This is a genomic window from Proteinivorax hydrogeniformans (genome assembly GCF_040515995.1).
GTDB lineage: Bacteria > Bacillota > Proteinivoracia > Proteinivoracales > Proteinivoracaceae > Proteinivorax > Proteinivorax hydrogeniformans.
Window position 1 is genome coordinate 1,143,037 of sequence record NZ_CP159485.1, and the last position, 22,157, is coordinate 1,165,193.

The window sequence follows — 22,157 nt, forward strand, 5'->3', positions numbered from 1 at the left end:
AACATGAGCAAAAAGTTTGTAGTGGGACCTTCTCCACACATACGTAGTCCTAGAGATATTGACTATATAATGTGGGATGTAGTAGTTGCTCTAGTTCCAGCTACCATTGCCTCTCTAATAATTTTTGGTTGGGCTAGCGCTATAGTATTGTCCCTAAGTTTAATATCAGCTTTGTTTTTTGAATGGTTAGTTGTTTCACGAAAACTGAGCATTAGTTCTTTTTTAGGAGATGGAAGTGCAGCAGTAACAGGTTTATTGTTAGGCTTAAGCTTACCACCTGCAGTAGGAATGATGTCAGTAGGGGAAGGGGCTTGGACTCAACCTTGGGCCATTCCGATTTTAGGTAGTGCTGTAGCTATTCTAATAGGCAAGCATGCATTTGGTGGTTTAGGGAAAAACCCTTTCAACCCAGCATTAGTAGGTAGAGGTTTTTTAACATTTTCTTATCTTTCGATTATGACAAATTGGGAAGCACCAGGTACAGTAGTTGATGCAGCGTCTGGAGCTACTCCTTTGCAAGGGGGAGCTGCTACCTTAAGCGAACTTTTTATAGGAACGGTTCCAGGTAGCTTAGGCGAAACTTCAGCATTGGCACTTATTATTGGAGGTATTTATCTATTATATAAAGGTCATATTGATTGGAGAATTCCAGGGGGCTTTTTAGGAGCTATGGTGGTATTTTCATTTATTCACACCGGTTTGGCAGGAGACTTTGAAGGTGTAGTAGGGTTTTTCTCTGCAGGCCTTGACGAGGCATTGTTCCAAGTGCTTTCTGGTTCTGCGCTAATGGGAGCAATCTATATGGCCACCTGTTATGTTACTAGCCCTACAACTAAAAAGGCTAGGTTGATATATGGAATTGGCTGTGGTTTGATTTTAATTTTAATTAGATACTATGCCCAAGCACCGGCTGGATTAACTTATGCTGTGCTATTTATGAACGCTTTAACACCTATTTTAGATAGATTTACTATTCCTCGTACGTTTGGGGAGGTGAAGTAGATGAAAGACATGATAAAAATGATAGCTGTACTGGGTTTGATAGCCGCTCTTTCTGCAGGTCTTTTATCTGCTATTAATGATTTTACTGCACCGATTATCGAACAAAACATTGAAGATAGAAGACTTAAGCTACTAGGGGAAGTCTTAGACGCTGATGAGTTTGAGGAAGTAACTGAAAACGAAGTTACATTTAATGAAGGATATAAAGATGGTGACTTTGTCGGCTATGTTGTAGAGGTAGAAGCCTCTGGATATGGTACAGATCCAATTAGCATGCTAGTTGGGATAAGCGATGAGTTTACTATCACAGGAATCGCTGTTTTAAGTCATGCTGAAACACCAGGTCTTGGCGACCAAGCTTTTGAAGACGAATATGTTGAAAAGCTGGAAGGTCGAGACTTAGAAGATGGCTTTGGAGATGTTGATGTTATTACCGGCGCAACTGCTTCATCAAGAGCAGTTATAACAGGAGCAAGAAATGCTTTAGAAGATTTAGCAGGTGCTTTAGGGATTACCGACGAAATAGTTATCGATTTAGCTGAAGTACTAGACGGTGTTTATGAAGGAACTGGACAAGGATATGGTGGTGACATCGATGTATCCGTTGAAGTAAGTGGTGGACAGATTGTGTCATTAGAGATTCTAAACCACACCGAGACGGATGGAATTTCTGACCCTGCTTTTGAACAAGTACCTGATAATATGGTGGATGAACAAGAAGTTGATGTGGATACTGTAAGTGGGGCCACAGCTACCAGTGAAGGTATTATTGAAGCGGTAAAAGATGCATTATCCGAATTTGGTGACTCAGCCCAAGACGTAGAGGCTAACTAGGAGGTGAACACTTTGTTAAATAATTTTTTAAAAGGAATTTTTAAGGAAAACCCTGTTTTTGTATTGCTTTTAGGTTTATGCCCAACGTTGGCTGTAACCACAAGCGCAGAAAATGGTTTCGGTATGGGTATGGCTACTTTGGTAGTTCTTTTAGGGTCGAACATCGTGGTATCTCTTCTTAAAAACTTTATACCAAGTAGAGTAAGAATTCCTTCCTTTATTGTAATCATTGCAACCTTTGTTACTATGGTGGATATGTTTATGGAGGCGTACTTTGTTGACTTACACGACAACCTAGGCTTATTTATCCCGTTAATTGTGGTAAACTGTACAATTCTAGGTAGAGCGGAAGCCTTTGCATCTAAGGAAAAAGTAATGCCTTCTGTAGTTGACGCCTTAGGTATGGGGTTAGGCTTTACTTTAAGTTTGACTGTACTGGGTTTTTTCAGACAGTTTTTAGGAACCGGCGAACTTTTTGGTGTTCAGCTATTTGAAGGGGCACTGCTGTTTTTACAACCTGCCGGTGCTTTTCTTAGCTTAGGTTTACTGCTTGGTATAATAAATGCCGTTACAATGAGACGGACCTCTAAACAGTAGAAGGGAGGACAAAGATAAATGACTGAATTGTTAACTATACTTTTTGCCGCTATTTTCGTTAATAACTTTGTGCTAAACCAGTTTTTAGGAATTTGCCCGTTCTTTGGGGTTTCCAAAAAAATAGAAACCTCAGTGGGTATGGGAATGGCGGTTATGTTCGTAATGACAATAGCATCTATAATTACCTGGTATATAGACAGGCTAATTTTGGAAAATTTCGATTTACAGTATCTACAAACTATAGCTTTTATTTTAGTAATCGCTTCTTTAGTGCAGTTTGTAGAAATGGTTATTCAAAAGGTAAGTCCTACCCTTTACCAAGCTCTGGGTATCTTCTTACCGTTGATAACTACTAACTGTGCTGTTTTAGGTTTAGCGATTTTAAATATCGATCTTGGGTACACTTTGACTGAAACAATAATACATGCTGTAGGAGCCGCATTAGGCTTTACTTTAGCCCTAGTTATATTAGCGGGAATAAGAGAAAGATTAGAATTAACTGGTGCTAACAAATACTTTGCTGGAGTACCTTCAGCATTTTTAGCAGCAGCAATATTAGCAATGGCTTTTGCTGGCTTTGTAATTTAATAGTTACTGGGGGTGTAAAAATATGTTAAGCGCAATCATCGCATTAGGATCTATTGGCGTTGTTTTTGGAGCAGTTCTAGCTGGTGCTTCGAAAATTTTTGCAGTAGAAACAGATCCTAAGCTTGACGAATTAATAGAGGCTTTACCAGGTGCCAATTGTGGTGCTTGTGGATATCCAGGATGTAGTGGTTTTGCCGAAGGAGTGCTAAAAGGGGAGGCGCCTGTTGACGGTTGCCCTGTTGGCAAGAAAAAGGTAGCAAATGAATTGGCAGATATAATAGGCAAAACGGATATGGAGGCTGCGTCAGATACTCCTATGGTGGCAAAAGTAAAATGCCATGGTAGTAGCGACGTTGCTAAAGAAAAGTTCCGCTATGAAGGTGTTAAGGATTGCAAGGCGGCTATGCTAATTGATGGTGGGCCAAAAGCTTGTGACTATGGCTGTATGGGCTTAGGCACCTGTGAACGAGCCTGTCCGTTTGATGCAATAGTGATGGGGGAAAATAATTTACCAATTATTGACCAAGACCTTTGTACCGGATGTAAGAAATGTGTCCTAGCCTGTCCTAAGGACGTTATAGGCATGATTCCTCATGGCTCTGATGTTCATGTTATGTGTAACTCTAAAGATAAAGCTAAACAGGTAATGCAAGTATGTAAGGTAGGTTGTATTGGCTGTAGTAAATGTGCCAGAGCTTGTCCTAAAGACTGCATTAAAATGGAAGACGGTTTAGCTAAAATTGACAACACCGTTTGTATTAGCTGTGGTGTGTGTGTAAAAGAGTGTCCGACTAATGCTATAGAACAGTTATAAAGGCAAGTAAGCGTCCTAGATTGGGGCGCTTACTTTTTTCCTTTAAATGATGGCGTAAAGTGTGGTATAATTACTTTGCGAAGATTACCAAGAAAAGTTTATAGTGAAAGTACTAGCAATCTCTTTTACTAACAAAAGGCTATAGTATTTAAACGGGACAACTAGATTTAAGCCAAGAAAATTAAAAATGATCAACTTATAATTTTATTGCAAAGGTGGATTTAATATGAAAAATTTAAGAAGTATAATAATCGCTACTCTTTTATTGTTTGTTTTAGTGGGTTGTTCTTCGCAAAATGAAGAATTAAAGGTGTATAACAACCATTTTTTTGCTATGGATACTTTAGTGCAGATTACAGTTCATAGTGAGGACTCTGATAAAGCTGATGAGGCATTTCAGTTGGCAAGGGAAGAAGTTGAACGTCTAGAGACAAAATTAAGTGCTCATATAGAAGGAAGTGACGTTGATACTATAACTAAAAATGCAGGAATTGAGCCGGTAGAAGTTTCAGAGGAAACATTTTATCTGTTAAAAAAAGGTGTAGAATACGGAGAAAAAACAGATGGGAAATTTGATATTACTATAGGTCCTTTGCTTGAAGCCTATAGCTGGAGCAATCAGGTTGTACCCACTGAAAAAGAAGTGCAGCAGGCAACTCAATTAGTTGATTATAAAAAACTTATCTTAGATGAGGATAATCAAACAGCATTTCTCACAGAAGAAGGCATGACTCTTGATTTAGGGGCTATTGCAAAGGGGTTCATTGTTGATAAGGCTGCTGAAATCATGATGGATCATGGAATTAAGTATGGAACCGTTGATGGAGGAGGGGACGTATACCTAATGGATAAACCTGATGGTACTCCTTGGAGAATAGGGATACAACACCCAAGGAAACAACAAGGAGAATTTATCGGGATAGTTGAAACTTACTCTAACTCTGTGGTGACATCAGGAGATTATGAAAGGTACTTTATGGATGGGAAAACAAGAATTCATCATATTATCGACCCAATTGAGGGGTTGCCACCGCAAAATGTTCAGTCAGTTACTATCTCAGCACCTAACGCAACCATAGCGGACACGCTATCTACTGCATTGTTTAACTATAGTCCTGAGGAAGCGGTAAGTTTTGTTGAAGATTTTGACGGTGTGGAGGTTCTTGTTGTTGATTCTGAAGGCCAAATATATAAAAGTACTGGGATGCAAGAAAAAGTAACAATAAACAAATAGATATATACGTCCCTGTAGGAGTGATTTGATGAAAAAAGGCGATCTAATACTAATTGGCATAGTGCTAGTTCTTTCCCTTTCTGGCTTAGCATTATACCAGCTTTACTTTGCTAGTCATGAGATAGAAGGAGCAAGAATTGTTATAAGCCAAAATGGTGATGAGTGGGCGAGTGTCCCACTTTTTGAGAAAGGGCGCTCAGAAAGTATAGTTTTTACAGGTCCGGTGGGGGAAACAGTAGTAATTTTAGGAGAAGACTTTGCCACCGTGGAGCATTCAGACTGTCCAGACCAAATCTGTGTAAGCTTTGGAAAGGCTAAAAGGCCTGGACAAACCATAACCTGTTTACCAAACAGAGTTTTTATTCGAATTGAAGGTGGACAGGGGCAAGATATTGATATTTAATACAAAATTTAAGGGTGAGGAATATGAGAAAGAGTTTTGTTAAAAAATTAGTTATGCTATCGCTGTTTATTGCTATGGCCACTATTCTTACGTTTATTGAGGGTAGGATAGCACCACTAGCCTCCCTGTTTATGGGGCAACCTGTAAAGCTTGGGTTGGCAAATATTTTCACACTAACTACACTAACCTTATACGGCGTTAAAAGTGGTTTTGTCGTTGGAGTTATGCGAGTTATATTAGCTTCCTTTTTATCAGGCAAGTTTTTAACCCCAGTTTTCTATCTAAGTTTTGGAGGGGCAGTTTTAAGTACGCTGTGCATGGCTTTAGCTATAACCTTTTTAAATAAACATCTAAGCAACGTAGGAATTAGTTTAATAGGCGCAGTAACCCATAACATAGCACAAATTATTGTGGTTATTTACCTTTTAGAAACGCCACTAGCTGCCATCTCTCAGCCACTTCTTATAGCATTAGCTATTCCTACTGGGATTTTTGTCGGAGTTTCAACAAACTTTGTTACAAAGGCATTAAATGGCGCTAAAATAGCAGGAATCTAAAGACAAATGTTGAATTATTTAATAATAGTATAGTATTACTCTACTATTAACTTATCTGAAAAAGGCGGGAGACGTATGCGAAACAATGCTTTAAATCCATTTTTGTTAATACTTTTTATTGTTATCGGTGCTATGTTAGGGAATGTGATCGCAATTATCTTAGGTAGCAGTATCCCACTCCTAAGTGAAGGAAGTTCGGTAGGCTTAGAAACTACCACCCTAGACTTAATGGTGTTTTCGTTAGATTTTGGCTTTAAAATCAGCCTGAATTTAGCAAGTATAATTGGTATTTTTCTATCTATTATTTTCTATAAAAAGTTTATTTAAAGGAGACTTGAAAATAGGTGCTAATTTTAGCTTCTAAATCACCAAGAAGGAGGGAGATATTAAATAAACTCCCTCTTAAATATCAGGTTATTTCATCTAACGTCAACGAGAAAAAGTTCTCAGAAAAAAATCCAGCTGAGCTAAGTAAAAGTTTAGCTATTGCAAAAGCGATAGAAGTTAGTAGTAAAACAAAAGATTACGTGCTTGCCGCCGATACTGTGGTTAGCTTTGATGGGAATATTTTAGGAAAACCCTCTAGCTTAGAACAGTGTAGGATGGTTTTGCAAATGTTATCTGCCAACAAGCATTATGTAATCACTGGGGTAGCTCTTTGCTTTGAAGGCACAGTGATAGATGCCTTTTACGAGACAACCTCGGTCTATTTTAAACCGTTATCAAACCAAATAATAGAGTGGTATATATCCACTGAGGAGCCGTTTGATAAAGCTGGCGGTTATGGTATACAAGGAAAAGGCGGAGTTTTTGTAGAAAGAATAGAAGGTTGCTTCTATAATGTAATGGGGCTGCCCCTTAGCAGGACATCAGAGTTGTTAACACATCATGGTATTATGAAGTGGGGCAATTAAGATTAAGGAGTGGTGTCTGATGTCTGGCTACACTATAAAAGATTTACCCTCGGAGGAAAAGCCAAGGGAAAGAATGTTAAAGTATGGAAGCGCAGCGCTTTCGGATACAGAACTTGTAGCAATCATTCTTAGGACAGGAACAGCTGGCAACTCTGTGCTAGAGGTTGCCAGAAGCTTACTTACACAATACAATGGTTTAGAGAATCTAATTGAAGCTGACATAGAACAACTATGTAAAGTTAAAGGTATAGGAGTTGCAAAAGCCGTTCAAGTTAAGGCGGCTTTGGAACTAGCAAAGCGAGGAAAAGGTAAAGTAGCTGAGCGAAATAAAAGACCAATAACTTGCCCTGACGATGTATATGAAGCAGTTCAGCAGTACGTTACCAAAAGGCAAGAACATTTTGTAGTGTTATTACTTACAACTAAGAATACAATTATTTCCTCTGAGGAGATTTCAAAAGGTGGAATAAATATCGCCAGCGTATTTCCCAGGGAAGTTTTCAATAAAGCTATTGTAAAAAATGCGGCTAGAATAATCCTCAGCCATAATCACCCCAGTGGCGATCCAACCCCCAGCCCGGAAGATATTGCTATAACAAAAAGGTTAGCTAAGGCTGGAGAAGAGCTGGGAATAAAGGTGCTTGACCATGTGATAGTTGGGCGAGACGGGTACGTGAGTCTGACAGATAGAGGTTTATTTTAATTAGGTGGTGATGGGTATAGGACAGGATAAAATTTCAATTAATGACAAAAAACACATTACAAATTAAAGTGAAATCGTATTAGAATATAGATAAGCTTAATTTTGAAGGGAGAAATGACCAAAGTGTTAAACTATTTTTCAAGTGATATAGGAATTGATCTAGGAACAGCAAACACATTTGTTTATGTTAAAGGAAAAGGGATTGTTTTAAGGGAGCCTTCAGTTGTAGCAATCCAAAAGGGTAAAGAAAAGGAGAAGGTTTTGGCTGTTGGTGAAGACGCTAAAAAGATGATTGGTCGTACACCAGGAAACATAGTTGCCATAAGGCCTATGAAAGATGGAGTTATCGCCGATTTTGACATAACTCAAGAAATGCTACAATACTTCATTGGGCAAGCTTACAAAAAAAATGTACTTAAAAGAAAACCAAGGGTAGTAGTATGTGTACCTTCAGGAGTTACTGAGGTTGAAAAGAGAGCAGTTCAAGAGGCAACAGAACAAGCAGGAGCTAGAGAGGCTCACTTAATTGAAGAACCTATGGCTGCCGCCATAGGAGCTGGGCTGCCTGTAGGAGAACCAACAGGTAGCATGATTGTAGATATCGGTGGAGGTACTACTGATGTTGCAATTATTTCGTTAGGTGGAATTGTCACCCATAAATCTATTCGAATTGGTGGCGATGAAATGGACGAGTCGATAGTACATTACATCAAAAGAAAATATAACTTAATGATCGGTGATAGAACTGCTGAAGACATAAAAATGTCTATTGGTTCTGCTTATCCAGAAGAAGGAGAGCAGACTATGGATATTAGAGGAAGGGACCTAGTAACAGGCCTTCCTAAAAATCAGCCTGTCACTGTAAATGAGATTAACGCTGCAATGAAAGAGCCAATAACAGCAATTTTAGAAGCGATAAAAATTACATTAGAAAAAACTCCTCCAGAGCTAGCAGCAGATATTATGGACAAAGGTATAGTGATGACAGGTGGGGGAGCTATGTTAAATGACCTTGATAGGCTTATTTCAGAGGAAACAGGTATGCCGGTAATGGTAGCGGAAAACCCTTTGGACTCTGTAGTCTTAGGTGCGGGAAATGTCTTAGATAATCTAGAACTTTTAAAAAGAGTTTCGCTAGATTCAAAACCAGCTAGGTAGTAGTTTGCTTTGGGGAGGAGGAACTAATGGGTAATATTCAGCCAAGATACAAAAAGATAATTAATATTGTGATAATATTTATCATTCTTAGTTTAATCATGAGTTGGTCAACCAACGATTCTGCCAAAGTTTCGTTTATTGAACAGTCGATTAATCAGCTGGTTCTTCCTTTTCAGAAAGCAATGACTTACACCAGTAATGCAATTGGCGATACATTTTATTTTTTCTCTGATTTAAGAAATGTTTATGGCGAGAACAAGGTTCTTAAGGAGGAACTAAATAGGTTAAGTCATCTCGAGGCAGAGCTAGATGAGGTAAGGCAGGAGAACAGTCGTCTTTATGATCTTTTAGATTTCCATCAATCCCATGATTATACCACCACACCGGCGAGGGTAATCTCGCGCAGTCAGCAGGCGTGGTATTCCAATATCACAATCGATAAAGGTAGTGCTCATGGCATAGAAAAAGATATGCCTGTGGTCACTGATGCAGGACTTGTGGGCAGGGTTGTAGAGGTCTCTTATAGCACTTCTAAAGTAATGCTAGCGATAAGCCCTAATAGTAGGGTTAGTGGACTGGTTCAAAGAAGTAGAGACAACACTTTAGTAACTCCTCACGAACAAACCACTGGCTATTTACAAGCTAGCAGAATGTTCTATGATGGAGATGTAGAAGTTGGAGATAAAATTATCACTTCAGATCTAACTGGAGTATTTCCAAAAGGGATTGTGATTGGGGAGGTAGTTGATTTAGTAGATACCCCTAACGCCGTTGAAAAAACTGCTGTTCTTAAGCCGGCGGTCGATTTTGAGCGGTTAGAGGAAGTGTTAATCGTTGTGGATTATGTACATGCAACAGAAGAGTTAGAGGGTGAAGAGTAATGGGAGGCTTAATATCAATATTAGTTATATTAGTACTAGTTACTTTACAGGGCAGCTTTCTGCCCTTGTTTTCTATAAATGGCATAGTGGCAGACTTGTCGTTAATCTTTATAGTAATGTTATCGCTAAAAAAAGGTAACACATATACGCTACTTTTAGCTGCCTGGGCAGGTCTTTTACAGGATGTTGTGTTTTTGGACTTTATCGGCGTTAACATTGCAGCTAAAGTGTTTACCAGCTATATAATAATAAACTTCAAAGATTACTATTATAAAGACAATCTTTTAATGACTCTTTTAACTTTAGTTTATGCTACCTTTATACATCAGGGAATTACCCACTATTTTATGACTTTTGTAGATATGGTCGATTTTGGCTATTACCAAGTGTTGTTAAATTACTTTGCCCCCTTACTTATACTAAATTTAATAACGCTTATTATATTTTATTTACCATTAAAGAAGTTTATATCTTGTAAAAACTTCTACCAAGTATAAAGAGAGGTAAATATCCATGGCAGAGGTAAAATCAAATAGAGTTAATGGTATTATGATGGGGAGTTGTGTAATCGTAGCGGTGCTAATACTTCGGTTAGCTTTTTTACAGGTAATACAAGCAGATGAGTTAGCTGCAAGAGCAGATAGGAATAAGGAAAGGTTTGTTTATGAACCCGCCCCAAGGGGATTGATACTAACATCAGATGGTGAAGTAGTTGCTAACAGTAAACCAAGCTTTGACGTTCGTATCAACTTCATTGACCCACAAGAGCAACAGAGGGCGTTAGATTTTTTAAGCGATATCCTTAACTGGAGCGATGAAACCCTTAAAAGCAATCAAAAAAGGCTAGCTGAACACCGAAGGTATCACGAACCCGTGAAGCTACAAGGGGCTCGAAATATTCAAGACCAAGAACTTCTTTTTTCCATTGAGGAAAAAGTTTATAAATATCCAGCAATAGAGATAGTGGCAACTCCGGAAAGAAATTATCCTAAAAAAGACATGTTCCCCCAGTTATTGGGTGGAATAAAGGGTGATGGGCTGCCTCACGGCATTGCTTGGGACGAAGAAAAAAAAGAATACACTAACGAAAAGAACAGCTTAGAAGCATACTGGAATGATGAGCTTTCGGGGATTGATGGCTACACGTTATGGGAGGTAGATAACGATAGTCGTCCCGTCGACATACTAGGACGGCAAAAAGCGACTCCGGGTAACAATCTTATTCTTACTGTAGACTCTCACCTACAAAGGGTTACTCAGGATGCTCTTGAGACAGTTATCGAAAAAGAACAACAGTATCAGTTAAGAGATACCGATAATAACAGCGGAGTTATGAGAAATGGGGCTGCAGTGGTTCTTGATGTAAAAACTGGCGAAGTTTTAAGCATAGCCTCATACCCAACTTTTGATGCTAACAGGCTAAACAATGAATATGGCAATTTATTTGTGGAGTTTCAAGAGTTAGACGAGGAGTTAAACAAGAAAGGAACAGGTGGGGCTCCTACCTCTAACTGGGAGGTTTTTAGACCGTTAAGGTGGAATCGTGGTATTGGATCTACTGCGAAAATGTTAACATCTATTGCTGGGTTAGAAGAAGGAGTTATAACTCCTCATACAACATATATTGATAGAGGTGTTTATGAACCTAAAAACGAGCCAGGACGTAACCAAATTAGAAACTTCAATAGAAGAGCTTTTGGCAGAGTAAACCTTTATGAAGCGATGACGGTATCCTCAAATGCATACTTCTTGTGGGTAACGGAACAGTTCCCAGGAGATTACAAAGATCAAATGGAGGTCTTAGGGGAGTATGCAGAGCTTATGGGTCTAGGAGAAGGCTCTGGCTTAATAGGGGTTAGAGATGACCCTGGCACAGTCTTTGATAGCAGCAACCAAAGTGCTTTAAGTTTTACAATAGGGGCTCACAGTACAACTAGGTTTAACCTTATGGAAATGGCCAATTATATAGCTATGATAGCTAACGAAGGAGTTCAGTATCGCCCCAGGCTAATAGATAAAGTAACAGACTATGAAGGAAATGTGCTAAAGGAGTTTGAAAAAGAAGTGTTAAGGGAAGTGTCAGAGGATGAAATTTCTACTGAAACTTTTCAAGCTATAAAAGAAGCGATGTTAGGCGTTACTAAATATGGCTACCATGGCAATAGATCTGGCACAAGCGCTGCTTACTTTCATAATATGGACATCGATGTAGCTGGCAAGACGGGAACATCTCATGTAGGCACCGGTGTATACTCTCATGCCTGGTGGACAGGGTTTGCTCCATATGACGACCCAGAAATAGCAGTGATTGTTATGTTAGAGCATGGTAGAAGCTCATCAAATGCTTCAGAGGTTGCAAGTATAATCATTGATAATTACTTTGATGATGAAACAGAAGAAACAGAAGAAACAGAAGAAACAGAAGAAACAGAAGAAACAGAAGAAACAGAAGAAACAGAAGAAGAAATAGAATAGATATTTTAAAACGCTCCTTATTTAAAGGGGCGTTTTTTTAGAAACATTGGCTATAAAGAAGGATTTTGCAAAAAATTGACGAAATAAGATTATGAATAAAAAAAATAGGGGCTATTAAGATGAAAATTACAAGTTTTAACGTCAAGGGAAAAAACAATTCAGTAAAAATCACCTTAACAGGCAAAAATCCAAAATATTTTTGGGAGGAACTAGAAGGATACATCAAACAAAATGAGAAGTTCTTTAAAGGAGCCTCACTATTGATAGATGGTTTGCCGTTAGACTTTGATGAGACTCCTGCTAAGGGATTAGAAGAGCTTTATAATGTATCAATTAAATTAACCGGAAAAACCACGAAAACACTGCAAAATCACCTTGTAGCTACAAACAGTACCTATTATCACCTAAAGACAATTAGATCTGGTCAGCGTTTTTTTTATGCCGGCGATGTAGTAGTGTTTGGCAATGTTAATAGCGGTGGTGAAATTTTAGCTTCTGGAAACATTACTGTTACAAACTCTATAGGTGGACTTGTACATGCTGGTTATAATGGAGATAAAAAGTCGTTTGTAATTGCTGAAAAGCTACTGTCTCCACAAATTAGAATCGCAGACCATGTATTGCCAGTAGAGAAAGCATCTGAAAGCGCAATCAACGAGAAGGTTGTTGTATCAATTGCAGAGAAAGATATAGTTGTAAACGAATTTAACGATGTTAACATGAAAGGAGATTGACAGATGGGACAAACAATCGTAGTTACTTCAGGAAAAGGTGGGGTAGGTAAAACAACCACAACCGCAAACTTAGGAACAGCACTAGCTATGCTAAACAATAAGGTGGTTTTAATAGATGCTGACATCGGCTTAAGAAATCTAGATGTTGTTATGGGGCTTGAAAACAGAATTGTCTATGATGTAGTTGATGTAGCGGAGGGAAGATGCCAGTTAAAACAGGCTCTTTTAAAAGATAAAAGGTTTGATGGTTTACATCTATTACCGGCGGCTCAAACTCGTGACAAGGATTCATTAGAGGCAGAGCAAATGGTTAAAATCTGTAAAGAGCTAGAACAGGATTTTGACTACATTTTAATCGATTGTCCTGCTGGTATAGAACAAGGTTTTAAAAATGCCATAGCACCTGCTAGTCGTGCTGTTATTGTAACGACTCCCGAAGTCTCAGCTGTGCGTGATGGAGATAGAGTAATAGGGCTTTTAGAGGCTTCAGGTGTTGGGAAAGTTAACCTGTTAATTAACCGCTTAAAACCAGACATGGTTCAACGAGGCGATATGATGGATATCAGCGATATAGTAGACATTTTGTCTATCGACTTACTTGGCGTTATACCTGATGAAGAAAAAATCATTGTTTCTACCAACAAAGGTGAACCTGTGGTTATGGATCATAGTTGTAGGGCGTCCACTGGTTATAAAAATATAGCCCATCGAGTTATGGGCAAAAAAGTTCCTCTGATGCCGTTAGAAAATGAGAGCACCTTTAGAAAAATACTTAAAAAAATGGGCCTATCTAGTTAGGGGGGAGATTATGAACTTATTTAACAGAAAAAAAGAGAAAAGTTCAAAAGCTATTGCCAAGGATAGACTAAAATTTGTGTTAATACATGATCGCTGCAAGATAACTCCGGATACTCTTGAAAAAATAAGAAAAGACATGCTAGCTGTATTAGATAAATACTTAGATATTGATACCGAGGGAACGGAAATTTTATTAAAAGATGACCGTAGCGAAACTACCTTAGAAGCAAACATTCCCATTTTAAAAAATCAATGATAATGTATAATATATAGTGATGATATTTTAAGTGGAGGAGGGCTACTTTGATAAAAAAACACGAACTACTTAATTTTGATGTTCCGCTATTTGTTGCTGTTCTTGTGCTTTCCGTTATAGGGGTAATTATTGTAACTTCAGCCTCTCTTCCATATACGGTTGACTCGTTTAGCGAGCTAGTTCAGGCAATCTCTGAAATGCGCGTAAATTACTTTTCTAGGCAACTGACTTGGGTTGGTGTTGGCGTATTTTTAATGCTTTTTATGTGCACTTTTGACTACAGAGATCTAGGTAGACTTTCGGTGTTAATTTACATAGTAAATTTAGGACTATTACTTATGGTTATTTTTGCAGGGCAGGAAGCTATGGGTGCACAGCGTTGGGTACAAATAGGATTTTTTCGACTTCAACCTTCAGAATTTGCCAAAATAGCAATAACTATAACCTTGGCAAAATATATTTCTAGAGAAGATGTCAAACTAAATAATCTCACAGATTTAATAGTTCCTGGCATACATGTAGGCATACCAATGCTGTTAATTTTTTTACAGCCAGATTTAGGAACATCTTTAGTATTTAGCGCTATAGTCTTTAGCATGGTATTTGCTGCAGGACTTAAATGGAGACATATTCTCATCTGTGTAGGAACTGGGGTTTTGGGAGCAGTCTTTGCTTTTTTCAAAGTTTTATCAGACTATCAAAGAAGTAGGTTAATAGTTTTCACCGATCCAGAGGCTCACTACCTTGGTGCAGGCTTTCAAGTTATCCAGTCAAAAATTGCAGTTGGAGCAGGTGGTATTTCCGATGGATCTCTCTGGGGGAAAGGGCTTTTTCAAGGGACCCAAAGCAAATTAAACTTTCTTCCAGAAGCTCAAACTGACTTCGTTTATTCCGTAATAGCCGAGGAGATGGGTATGATCGGAGCTGTACTGGTACTGTTTTTGTTTTTGTTTATAATTTACAGGATCTTAGTAATAGCAGTTCAGGCTGATACCTTTGGGACTTATATATGTGTAGGCATAGCGGCGATCATGTCTTTTCAATTGTTAGTTAATGTTGGCATGACCCTATCTATGATGCCTGTTACTGGAATTCCTTTACCTTTTATAACCTATGGAGGAAGTACTTTCCTCTCTTCTGCTTTAGGGATAGGTTTAGTTCTAAATATCGGGATGAGAAAAGAGAAAGAAACATTATTTTAAAGTCCGCTATCTTGGCGGATTTTTTTTTGCAAAAAAATAACTTTGGCAACAAAAAATCATAAATACAACTATAGTAAAATATAAATCTTAGTAAAGGAGGGGAGGATATGCAAAAGCGAATGCAGCACAAGCTGCCTGATTCAACCTTGAAAAAAAGGCTTGATGCAATGCACAAAAAAAAGATAAACTACTCTGTACCTGATTATGAAAAAGAAAGCCAAAGCGACATATTTTCTTTTTCAATTTTTTATGGTCATATACTTCAGTGGGCCATAGCCTTGGGGTTAGGTGTACTAATAACACTTTTGACATCACTTTCAAGCGGACAACTATCTCAATACATAGATAAGAAAGTTTCAACCGCTCTTACCGAAGGTACTCAGTTAACTTGGGAGTTGGTAGAAGAATGGGTAAATGAACTTAGGAAAAACCACATTTCTTCTGAGGATAATTAATTAAAATGTTTTTAATAAAGCTTTTAAATGTAAAGGTTTACCTAAACCCGCTTTTTTTAGTAATCATCGTTCTTTTTTCTTTAACAGGTATGCTAGCTGAAGGTATCATATTGTTTTTAATCGTGCTGTTTCATGAGTTTGGGCATATTATAGCAGCTAAATCTCTTAAATATGATGTCGAAAAAGTTGAATTATTACCTGTAGGAGGGGTCGCTGTAATAAACCAACCCTTAGAATTTAACGGAAGAAATGAGTGGTTTATTGCACTAGCTGGCCCTTTTAATAATTTGATGATGATTGCGCTATGCTTTGCTTTTAAAGACTATTTAAGTCATTATCAGCTGATTTTAAATGCTAATATAACACTTTTTCTTTTTAATTTACTTCCAGCATTTCCTCTCGATGGAGGTCGAGTGTTAAGAGCTTATTTATCTAAAAAAATCCCTTTAAATCAAGCTAATAAAATTGCAGTTCTAATGGGATTTTTTTGTGGAATACTAATAATGTTGATTTCAATTTACTCTTTTTGGATTAGAGCTGTCTACGCTTTGTATCTTTTGATTTTAAGTGCTTTTTTGGTGATTGCCTCGCAAAAGGAATACTCAAGATCGGCGTATAGCTATTTCAATTTAACTTTAGAAAAAAAAGAAGCGCCTAAGTCAAAAGAGGTGCTAACAGCTCAAGTGTTAATGGCTCATTGCGATTCAATAATTTATAATGTAATAAAAGAGCTTAGTACAAGGCATATTAGCCTAGTGGTAGTAGTAGATGATGATGGTGAGATTATAGACTTTGTAACCGAATACCTACTTCTCGACGCACTAAAAAAAGGAAAGGGAACCGCTAGTATAAAGACACTACTATATTAGAGTGTTTGGTTTGCAAAACGGATGCAATGTGTTATTATTTAAACATTGATAAAGTATGGGAGGAAACATCTGAATGAATGGAATAGATATAAACAAATATAAACAGTTATTGCATGAAGTAGAAAAACCTTCAAGATATACAGGAAGCGAGCTAAACTCAGTTAAAAAGAAATGGACAGAAATGGATCTAAATGTTTTACTAGCTTTTCCAGATATATATGAGGTTTCTATGTCCCATTTGGGTTTTAAGATTTTATATCACCTAATAAATAGTCAAGAAAATTACTGGGCACAACGGGTTAACACACCTTGGATAGATTATGAACAGAAGCTAAAGGATAGTAATATTCCGTTATCTTCTTTAGAAGAATTTAGGCCTATAGCAGAATTTGATGTTATAGGATTTACCTTGCAGTACGAGATGAGCTACACTAATATACTTAATATGTTAAGCTTAGGTAGCATACCGGTAAAATCTCAGGACAGGACAAAGGACCATCCTTTAGTAATAGCAGGAGGTCCTTGTGCATTTAATCCAGAACCTTTACATCAGTTTATAGATGCATTCATAATTGGTGAAGGTGAAGAAGTTACTTTAGAGGTTTTAGACCTTATAAGCAATTGGAAAAAAGAGGAGGTTTCCAAAGAAGATTTACTTCTAAGACTGAGTAAATTAGATGGAGTTTATGTACCTTCCTTATATAAAGAAATAAAAAATAACAATGAGTTTGGTGGTTTAAAGCCAGTTAAAGAAGACATTCCTGATGTCATAACAAAGCGTATTGTAAGGGATATGGATAAGTCACCATTCCCCACTGAGCTGATAGTACCATTTATGGAAATTGTCCATGATAGGGTTATGTTAGAAATTTGCAGGGGGTGCACTAGGGGCTGTCGCTTCTGTCAAGCAGGCATGCTTTATAGGCCTGTTCGGGAAAAATCAACTGACGTACTAGTTAATCAAGCAGAAAAGCTAATACAAAATACCGGCTATGGGGAGATATCCTTAAGTTCTTTAAGCAGTGCTGACCACTCGGAAATTAATCACATGGTAAAAAAACTTATGGAAAGTCATAGCAAGCAAAATGTAGGCGTATCTTTACCTTCATTGAGAGTTGATTCCTTTTCTATCCAACTAGCGGAAATGGTTCAGCAAGTTCGCAAAACAGGCCTGACTTTTGCTCCAGAGGCAGGAACACAGAGGTTAAGGGATGTAATTAACAAAAATGTTTCAGAAAAAAACCTTATAGATGCAGTTTCTGAAGCTTTTAGCTCAGGGTGGCACAAAGTTAAGCTTTACTTTATGATTGGCTTGCCAACTGAGACATATGAAGACTTAGATGGGATAGCAGATCTAGCTTTTAAAGTTATAAAAGCGTATAAAGATGTACACGGCAAAAAAGGCAAGCTCAAAGTAACTGTTAGCACTTCCTCATTTGTTCCCAAGGCACATACACCATTTCAATGGCTTCCGCAAATGTCGCAAGAGGAACTTGCTAATAGGCAAGATTACTTAAAGGAAAAATTAAGATCTAAACAAATAACATATAATTGGCATGACACTAGGACAAGCTTTATAGAAGCTGCTTTCGCTAGAGGGGATCGCAGGGTTTCTGATGTTTTATATAATGCCTGGAATAAGGGTTGTAAATTAGATGGTTGGGATAATCATTTTGATTATGAAAAATGGATATCTAGTTTTGCTAAAGAAGATTTAGACCCTAAAAGGTATGCTTACGCGCTGTGGGATACTGACGCAGTGTTGCCATGGGACCATATTTCTTCCGGTGTTAATAAAAAGTATTTAAAAACAGAATATAAAAAAGCTTACGAACAAATGATTACAGAGGATTGCTCTTTTGATAAATGTAGCGGGTGTGGCATATGTAAAAACTTAGGATACGATTCCGCTAAGGTAAGGAGGGATTCTAATGGCTAAATACTGGCTGAAGTATAGCAAAGGAGAGGCAATTCGCTTTATATCTCATCTTGATATTTTACGGGCTTTTGAACGCTCTTTTAGGAGAGGTAATATTCCAGTTGAATATACTCAAGGTTTCAATAAGAGGCCTCGGCTAAGTTTTGCCACTCCTCTTTCTTTAGGTGTAACAAGTGACGGAGAATATGTAGAGATAGCCTTGGCGGAAGATTTATCAGAAAAGGAGCTCGCTGATAGCTTAAATGACGTTTTGCCAGAGGGGCTTAAAATTAACGGGGCAAAGAAATTAAGTAAAAAAATGCCGACATTAGGATCTTTAGTTCAAGCAGCGCGATTTGAAGTTTTCACTCAAAGTGAAATATCATCGCTAAATGTAACTACCTTTCTTGATAAAAAAGATGTTATAATAACAAGAACAAGTAAAAGAAAAACTAGGGACATAAACATCCGACCTTTAGTTTTTGAAATTAAGCAGAAGAGTAAAGGGCTGTCCTTTTTAATAGCTCAAGGAAGTGAGCAAAATTTAAGACCGTCAGAACTTTTAACATCGCTTGATGTAACCAATTATCAGCTCCACAAAAATGAAACTTATTTTCTATATGGAGAAAATTTAGTTACACCCTTTCAGTGGCTAGAAAAAACTGAAATGTAAAAAACTTGAGGGGGGATAGTTTGAAAAAAGAAATAGTTATTAGCTACCAAAACAAAAATGCTCGAGTTGCCCTTCGTGAGGATGAAAAGTTAATGGAGTTTTATATGGAAGAAGGGGAAAACTCACAAAAAGTTGGGAACATATATAAAGGTAAAGTAAAAGATATATTGCCGGGGATGCAGGCGGCTTTTGTAGATATAGGGTTTTCGAAAAATGCCTTTTTGTATGTAGGAGACATCGTAATAAATGGTCAAGAAGCTAAAAACGAAAAAATAGAAGAATTATTGACCCCTGATCAAAATATTATGGTCCAGGTAATAAAGGAACAAATGGGGAGTAAAGGAGCTAGGGTCACCTGCAACTTAACAGTGCCCGGTCGCTACTTAGTTCTAATGCCTTTTAATAACTATGTAGGCATTTCACGTCGTATAGAAGATGCAGACGAAAGAGAAAGGCTACGCGAAATAGCTGCGGATATGAAGCATGAAGACTTTGGAGTAATTATTAGAACGGTGGCAAATGGTATCTCAAAGGATAAGTTAAAAAAAGATTTAGATTTTTTGGTTGGTCTTTGGAATAATATTGAGGATAATTATAATAATTACAGCAGCCCTTCTATGGTATACAGCGACCTTGATCTAGTTGGGAGAGCATTACGGGACTTTTTTGATAATGAAGTGGACTGTCTTTATATTGACGATCACGAGCAATATGAAAAAATATTAAATATCCTGAGAATAAAAAGTCCAAAACTAATTGATAAAGTTCGTTATTATGAAATAAAGAACCCTATTTTTTACCAGTTTGGCATCGATAGGGAGCTACAAAAAGCATTTGAGCGTAAAATTTGGCTAAAAAGTGGTGGGTATCTAGTTATCGACCAGTTAGAAGCATTAACAGTAATAGATGTTAATACAGGAAAGTTTGTTGGAAGCAAGAATTTAGCTGATACAGTGCTAAAAACGAATATGGAAGCTGTGGCTGAAACATGTAGACAGATCAGGCTGAGGGATTTAAGTGGTATAATAATTATAGACTTTATCGATATGCCAAAGGATGAACATAAAGAGCTTGTTCTTAACTTTTTACATGAAGAAATGAAAAAAGATCATACAAAAGGACAAATCTTAGGGATTACTCAGTTAGGCTTGGTGGAAATAACTCGTAAAAAAATACGTAAAGGGATTTACAATTCCATGCAGCAAAAGTGCCCTACATGTAATGGAAGTGGTCGGTTTATGAATCGTTTTACTGAACATATGTTCTTAGAAGATAGAATTAAAAACTTTGTTTTTTTAAATCCAAGTCGAGGTTATAAAATTAAAACAGATTGTTCTAAACTAAGGTTTTTAAGTGACAAAAAGGAGCAATTAGAAAAAGAGTTAGGTTGTCACATAATTTTAGAAAAGGTTAACAAAGAAAATGATTTTGAAATAACTTCGTTTGACTAAAGTCAACATTTGTGTTATCATTTACTAGTGTTGTAGCCGCACAGCTTGGGTTTTAAAACCGTACGGTACCTGAAGTTGGCGAGTTTGTTTTTAGGAGGTGTGTACTAATGTACGCTGTTATTAAAACTGGTGGAAAGCAGTATAAAGTTTCAGAAGGTGACGTAATAAAAGTTGAGAAGCTTTTTGCTGATGTTGAAGAAACTGTTGAGATTAATGATGTTTTAGCAGTTGCCAATGGTGAAGAACTTAAAGTTGGAACTCCTTTAGTAGAAGGTGCAAAAGTTCAAGCTAAAGTCTTAGAACACGACAAGGCAAAAAAAGTTTACGTTTTTAAGTTTAAGCGTAGAAAGAAATACCGTCGTAAGCAAGGACATCGTCAGCCGTTTACTAGAATCTTAATTGAAAAAATTGATGCATAGTCATGATTAAGGTTAAGGTTAGTAAAGATGAAAAAGGCTTTTTGGGTTATGTCGTAACTGGGCATGCGCAGTATGCCGACAGAGGCAGTGATATAGTTTGTGCAGGAGCTTCATCATTAACACAGACTACTGCAATAACTTTAGAAGAAAAACTGAACTTAAACTTAGATATTGAAGTTGATGATGAGAAAGGGTACTTGCATGTTATTTATCCCAAAGACTTATCACCGTCTTTACGACAAAACGTAGACCTTATTACAGAACATATGTTAATAGGTTTAAAGGAAATTGAAAAACAATTTGGACAGTATATATCGGTTAAAGTAATAGAAAACTAAAGGAGGTGGCCTAACATGCTTAAATTTAACCTTCAATTGTTCGCGCAGAAAAAAGGTGTTGGTAGTTCTAAAAACGGTCGTGACAGCATTTCTAAAAGACTTGGTGTTAAAAGACAAGCAGGACAGTTTGTAACTGCAGGTTCTATCATTGTTCGTCAAAGGGGTACTAAAATTCACCCAGGACAAAATGTTGGCATTGGCGGTGACGATACTTTGTTTGCTAAAACAGATGGTGTCGTAAGCTTCCAATCAAAAGGGAAAAATAGAAAAGTAGCTTCTATTTCTCCAGTGACTGAGGCTATAGGAAGTTAATAAAACCCGGCTAACATGCCGGGTTTTATTTTAATTTTGCAGGGAAATTCACTCTTGCTAGCGAACCTTATAAATAGGTGCTGCTAAGCAAAGGGGGGGGAAATGATTATATATTTACTATGTGCAATCTTGGCCACTACCGTCTTTTTATTAGCGATAAATATAATAAGTTCAAAGATATCGGCCATTTTCAGGCATGATATGGCTAACGATGTTCAATTAGCTAAAGGGTACATAACCCTAAATAAGAAAGAACTGTTAGATGAGAGTATTGAAAATATCCATGAAAAGCTGAAAACGTTCACAAATGTAAATAACTCAAGTTTAGTTTTTCGGCTTTTTTTCGTGCTTTTGTACTCAAACACACAAAAAAAGGCGCAATCTTTTGATATATTTGTTAATACTTCAATAAAAAGTCCTTTTTCCAACCCATCTATGTTTAAAAGCCTGGGAAAGGCAATAATATATATTAAGAAGACAAGCTTTAAGGAAATTGAAATTGAAATTGATAAAGATTTAGTGGAGTTGTTCTGCGATGGGTGTCCTAAATCTTTTTAATATAAAGGGAGCTG

At 37.3% G+C, this 22,157-nt stretch carries 28 protein-coding genes; all 28 read left to right on the plus strand.

The annotated features are described in order from the left end of the window. The first annotated feature begins 3 nt into the window (after positions 1-3). The 28 genes from PRVXH_RS05440 to PRVXH_RS05575 all read left to right on the plus strand — a co-directional run bounded on the left by PRVXH_RS05440 (position 4) and on the right by PRVXH_RS05575 (position 22,143). Positions 4-1,002 (plus strand): RnfABCDGE type electron transport complex subunit D, encoded by a 999-nt coding sequence (locus PRVXH_RS05440; protein ID WP_353894291.1) that lies wholly within the window; start codon positions 4-6, stop codon positions 1,000-1,002. Next, positions 1,003-1,836 (plus strand): FMN-binding protein, encoded by an 834-nt coding sequence (locus tag PRVXH_RS05445; protein WP_353894292.1) that lies wholly within the window; start codon positions 1,003-1,005, stop codon positions 1,834-1,836. 12 nt (positions 1,837-1,848) lie between these two features. Further along, the gene (locus PRVXH_RS05450) at positions 1,849-2,433 is read left to right on the plus strand and encodes an electron transport complex subunit E (protein ID WP_353894293.1); all 585 of its coding nucleotides are present in this window, start codon (positions 1,849-1,851) and stop codon (positions 2,431-2,433) included. 18 nt (positions 2,434-2,451) lie between these two features. Further along, positions 2,452-3,021, plus strand: coding sequence for an RnfABCDGE type electron transport complex subunit A (locus PRVXH_RS05455; protein ID WP_353894294.1), 570 nt, complete (start codon positions 2,452-2,454; stop codon positions 3,019-3,021). Positions 3,022-3,043: 22 nt separating this feature from the next. Further along, positions 3,044-3,835, plus strand: a complete 792-nt coding sequence (gene rnfB / locus PRVXH_RS05460) for an RnfABCDGE type electron transport complex subunit B (RefSeq protein ID WP_353894295.1) — start codon at positions 3,044-3,046, stop codon at positions 3,833-3,835. Positions 3,836-4,061: 226 nt separating this feature from the next. Then, the gene (locus PRVXH_RS05465; protein WP_353894296.1) at positions 4,062-5,069 is read left to right on the plus strand and encodes an FAD:protein FMN transferase; all 1,008 of its coding nucleotides are present in this window, start codon (positions 4,062-4,064) and stop codon (positions 5,067-5,069) included. 28 nt (positions 5,070-5,097) lie between these two features. After that, positions 5,098-5,472: a NusG domain II-containing protein gene (locus PRVXH_RS05470; protein ID WP_353894297.1), complete on the plus strand. Its 375-nt coding sequence runs from the start codon at positions 5,098-5,100 to the stop codon at positions 5,470-5,472. A gap of 23 nt (positions 5,473-5,495) precedes the next feature. Then, positions 5,496-6,029 (plus strand): Gx transporter family protein, encoded by a 534-nt coding sequence (locus PRVXH_RS05475; protein WP_353894298.1) that lies wholly within the window; start codon positions 5,496-5,498, stop codon positions 6,027-6,029. Between the two features lie 75 nt (positions 6,030-6,104). Beyond that, the gene (locus PRVXH_RS05480; protein WP_353894299.1) at positions 6,105-6,356 is read left to right on the plus strand and encodes a DUF4321 domain-containing protein; all 252 of its coding nucleotides are present in this window, start codon (positions 6,105-6,107) and stop codon (positions 6,354-6,356) included. A gap of 17 nt (positions 6,357-6,373) precedes the next feature. Further along, positions 6,374-6,943, plus strand: coding sequence for a Maf family protein (locus PRVXH_RS05485; RefSeq protein WP_353894300.1), 570 nt, complete (start codon positions 6,374-6,376; stop codon positions 6,941-6,943). Positions 6,944-6,962: 19 nt separating this feature from the next. Beyond that, positions 6,963-7,646: a DNA repair protein RadC gene (radC, locus tag PRVXH_RS05490; RefSeq protein ID WP_353894301.1), complete on the plus strand. Its 684-nt coding sequence runs from the start codon at positions 6,963-6,965 to the stop codon at positions 7,644-7,646. A 114-nt stretch (positions 7,647-7,760) separates the two neighbouring features. Beyond that, positions 7,761-8,804, plus strand: a complete 1,044-nt coding sequence (locus PRVXH_RS05495) for a rod shape-determining protein (protein WP_353894302.1) — start codon at positions 7,761-7,763, stop codon at positions 8,802-8,804. Between the two features lie 26 nt (positions 8,805-8,830). Continuing rightward, positions 8,831-9,685: a rod shape-determining protein MreC gene (gene mreC, locus PRVXH_RS05500; protein WP_353894303.1), complete on the plus strand. Its 855-nt coding sequence runs from the start codon at positions 8,831-8,833 to the stop codon at positions 9,683-9,685. After that, the gene (mreD, locus tag PRVXH_RS05505; protein ID WP_353894304.1) at positions 9,685-10,182 is read left to right on the plus strand and encodes a rod shape-determining protein MreD; all 498 of its coding nucleotides are present in this window, start codon (positions 9,685-9,687) and stop codon (positions 10,180-10,182) included. The genes mreC and mreD overlap by 1 nt, the downstream gene beginning before the upstream one ends. A gap of 16 nt (positions 10,183-10,198) precedes the next feature. Next, positions 10,199-12,160, plus strand: a complete 1,962-nt coding sequence (locus PRVXH_RS05510; RefSeq protein WP_353894305.1) for a penicillin-binding transpeptidase domain-containing protein — start codon at positions 10,199-10,201, stop codon at positions 12,158-12,160. A 119-nt stretch (positions 12,161-12,279) separates the two neighbouring features. Continuing rightward, positions 12,280-12,894, plus strand: coding sequence for a septum site-determining protein MinC (locus tag PRVXH_RS05515; RefSeq protein WP_353894306.1), 615 nt, complete (start codon positions 12,280-12,282; stop codon positions 12,892-12,894). A 3-nt stretch (positions 12,895-12,897) separates the two neighbouring features. Beyond that, positions 12,898-13,692 carry a septum site-determining protein MinD gene (gene minD, locus PRVXH_RS05520; RefSeq protein ID WP_353894307.1) on the plus strand — a complete coding sequence of 265 codons (795 nt, stop codon included), beginning with the start codon at positions 12,898-12,900 and terminating at the stop codon, positions 13,690-13,692. A gap of 10 nt (positions 13,693-13,702) precedes the next feature. Beyond that, complete coding sequence (gene minE, locus PRVXH_RS05525; RefSeq protein ID WP_353894308.1) at positions 13,703-13,948, plus strand: cell division topological specificity factor MinE; 246 nt, start codon at positions 13,703-13,705, stop codon at positions 13,946-13,948. 47 nt (positions 13,949-13,995) lie between these two features. Further along, the gene (gene rodA, locus PRVXH_RS05530) at positions 13,996-15,150 is read left to right on the plus strand and encodes a rod shape-determining protein RodA (protein ID WP_353894309.1); all 1,155 of its coding nucleotides are present in this window, start codon (positions 13,996-13,998) and stop codon (positions 15,148-15,150) included. Positions 15,151-15,257: 107 nt separating this feature from the next. Further along, entirely contained in the window at positions 15,258-15,605 is a 348-nt protein-coding gene (locus tag PRVXH_RS05535; protein WP_353894310.1) for a hypothetical protein, read from the plus strand. 5 nt (positions 15,606-15,610) lie between these two features. Continuing rightward, on the plus strand, positions 15,611-16,474 hold the full coding sequence (locus PRVXH_RS05540) for a M50 family metallopeptidase (RefSeq protein WP_353894311.1): 864 nt from the start codon (positions 15,611-15,613) through the stop codon (positions 16,472-16,474). Between the two features lie 73 nt (positions 16,475-16,547). Next, a complete protein-coding gene (locus PRVXH_RS05545) occupies positions 16,548-18,413 on the plus strand; it encodes a TIGR03960 family B12-binding radical SAM protein (protein WP_353894312.1) in 1,866 nt (621 codons plus the stop codon). Then, entirely contained in the window at positions 18,406-19,065 is a 660-nt protein-coding gene (locus PRVXH_RS05550; RefSeq protein ID WP_353894313.1) for a TIGR03936 family radical SAM-associated protein, read from the plus strand. Before PRVXH_RS05545 ends, PRVXH_RS05550 begins: the two co-directional genes overlap by 8 nt. A 20-nt stretch (positions 19,066-19,085) precedes the next feature. Beyond that, positions 19,086-20,516, plus strand: a complete 1,431-nt coding sequence (locus PRVXH_RS05555; protein ID WP_353894314.1) for an Rne/Rng family ribonuclease — start codon at positions 19,086-19,088, stop codon at positions 20,514-20,516. Between the two features lie 107 nt (positions 20,517-20,623). After that, a complete protein-coding gene (rplU, locus tag PRVXH_RS05560) occupies positions 20,624-20,935 on the plus strand; it encodes a 50S ribosomal protein L21 (protein WP_353894315.1) in 312 nt (103 codons plus the stop codon). Between the two features lie 2 nt (positions 20,936-20,937). Continuing rightward, positions 20,938-21,273: a ribosomal-processing cysteine protease Prp gene (locus tag PRVXH_RS05565; protein WP_353894316.1), complete on the plus strand. Its 336-nt coding sequence runs from the start codon at positions 20,938-20,940 to the stop codon at positions 21,271-21,273. A gap of 15 nt (positions 21,274-21,288) precedes the next feature. Beyond that, positions 21,289-21,585 carry a 50S ribosomal protein L27 gene (rpmA, locus tag PRVXH_RS05570; protein ID WP_353894317.1) on the plus strand — a complete coding sequence of 99 codons (297 nt, stop codon included), beginning with the start codon at positions 21,289-21,291 and terminating at the stop codon, positions 21,583-21,585. Positions 21,586-21,687: 102 nt separating this feature from the next. Further along, on the plus strand, positions 21,688-22,143 hold the full coding sequence (locus tag PRVXH_RS05575) for a hypothetical protein (RefSeq protein WP_353894318.1): 456 nt from the start codon (positions 21,688-21,690) through the stop codon (positions 22,141-22,143). Positions 22,144-22,157 lie beyond the last annotated feature (14 nt).

Excerpts from the sequence above, each read along its gene's own strand:
- PRVXH_RS05470 (WP_353894297.1), top strand. The coding sequence starts at position 5,098 with ATGAAAAAAGGCGATCTAATACTAATTGGCATAGTGCTAGTTCTTTCC.
- PRVXH_RS05455 (WP_353894294.1), top strand. The coding sequence starts at position 2,452 with ATGACTGAATTGTTAACTATACTTTTTGCCGCTATTTTCGTTAATAAC.
- radC (WP_353894301.1), top strand. The coding sequence starts at position 6,963 with ATGTCTGGCTACACTATAAAAGATTTACCCTCGGAGGAAAAGCCAAGG.
- mreC (WP_353894303.1), top strand. The coding sequence starts at position 8,831 with ATGGGTAATATTCAGCCAAGATACAAAAAGATAATTAATATTGTGATA.
- PRVXH_RS05475 (WP_353894298.1), top strand. The coding sequence starts at position 5,496 with ATGAGAAAGAGTTTTGTTAAAAAATTAGTTATGCTATCGCTGTTTATT.
- PRVXH_RS05565 (WP_353894316.1), top strand. The coding sequence starts at position 20,938 with ATGATTAAGGTTAAGGTTAGTAAAGATGAAAAAGGCTTTTTGGGTTAT.
- PRVXH_RS05535 (WP_353894310.1), top strand. The coding sequence starts at position 15,258 with ATGCAAAAGCGAATGCAGCACAAGCTGCCTGATTCAACCTTGAAAAAA.
- mreD (WP_353894304.1), top strand. The coding sequence starts at position 9,685 with ATGGGAGGCTTAATATCAATATTAGTTATATTAGTACTAGTTACTTTA.
- PRVXH_RS05540 (WP_353894311.1), top strand. The coding sequence starts at position 15,611 with ATGTTTTTAATAAAGCTTTTAAATGTAAAGGTTTACCTAAACCCGCTT.
- PRVXH_RS05575 (WP_353894318.1), top strand. The coding sequence starts at position 21,688 with ATGATTATATATTTACTATGTGCAATCTTGGCCACTACCGTCTTTTTA.
- PRVXH_RS05480 (WP_353894299.1), top strand. The coding sequence starts at position 6,105 with ATGCGAAACAATGCTTTAAATCCATTTTTGTTAATACTTTTTATTGTT.
- PRVXH_RS05445 (WP_353894292.1), top strand. The coding sequence starts at position 1,003 with ATGAAAGACATGATAAAAATGATAGCTGTACTGGGTTTGATAGCCGCT.
- rplU (WP_353894315.1), top strand. The coding sequence starts at position 20,624 with ATGTACGCTGTTATTAAAACTGGTGGAAAGCAGTATAAAGTTTCAGAA.
- minE (WP_353894308.1), top strand. The coding sequence starts at position 13,703 with ATGAACTTATTTAACAGAAAAAAAGAGAAAAGTTCAAAAGCTATTGCC.
- minD (WP_353894307.1), top strand. The coding sequence starts at position 12,898 with ATGGGACAAACAATCGTAGTTACTTCAGGAAAAGGTGGGGTAGGTAAA.
- rpmA (WP_353894317.1), top strand. The coding sequence starts at position 21,289 with ATGCTTAAATTTAACCTTCAATTGTTCGCGCAGAAAAAAGGTGTTGGT.
- PRVXH_RS05465 (WP_353894296.1), top strand. The coding sequence starts at position 4,062 with ATGAAAAATTTAAGAAGTATAATAATCGCTACTCTTTTATTGTTTGTT.
- PRVXH_RS05515 (WP_353894306.1), top strand. The coding sequence starts at position 12,280 with ATGAAAATTACAAGTTTTAACGTCAAGGGAAAAAACAATTCAGTAAAA.
- rnfB (WP_353894295.1), top strand. The coding sequence starts at position 3,044 with ATGTTAAGCGCAATCATCGCATTAGGATCTATTGGCGTTGTTTTTGGA.
- PRVXH_RS05495 (WP_353894302.1), top strand. The coding sequence starts at position 7,761 with ATGACCAAAGTGTTAAACTATTTTTCAAGTGATATAGGAATTGATCTA.
- PRVXH_RS05550 (WP_353894313.1), top strand. The coding sequence starts at position 18,406 with ATGGCTAAATACTGGCTGAAGTATAGCAAAGGAGAGGCAATTCGCTTT.
- PRVXH_RS05545 (WP_353894312.1), top strand. The coding sequence starts at position 16,548 with ATGAATGGAATAGATATAAACAAATATAAACAGTTATTGCATGAAGTA.
- PRVXH_RS05440 (WP_353894291.1), top strand. The coding sequence starts at position 4 with ATGAGCAAAAAGTTTGTAGTGGGACCTTCTCCACACATACGTAGTCCT.
- PRVXH_RS05510 (WP_353894305.1), top strand. The coding sequence starts at position 10,199 with ATGGCAGAGGTAAAATCAAATAGAGTTAATGGTATTATGATGGGGAGT.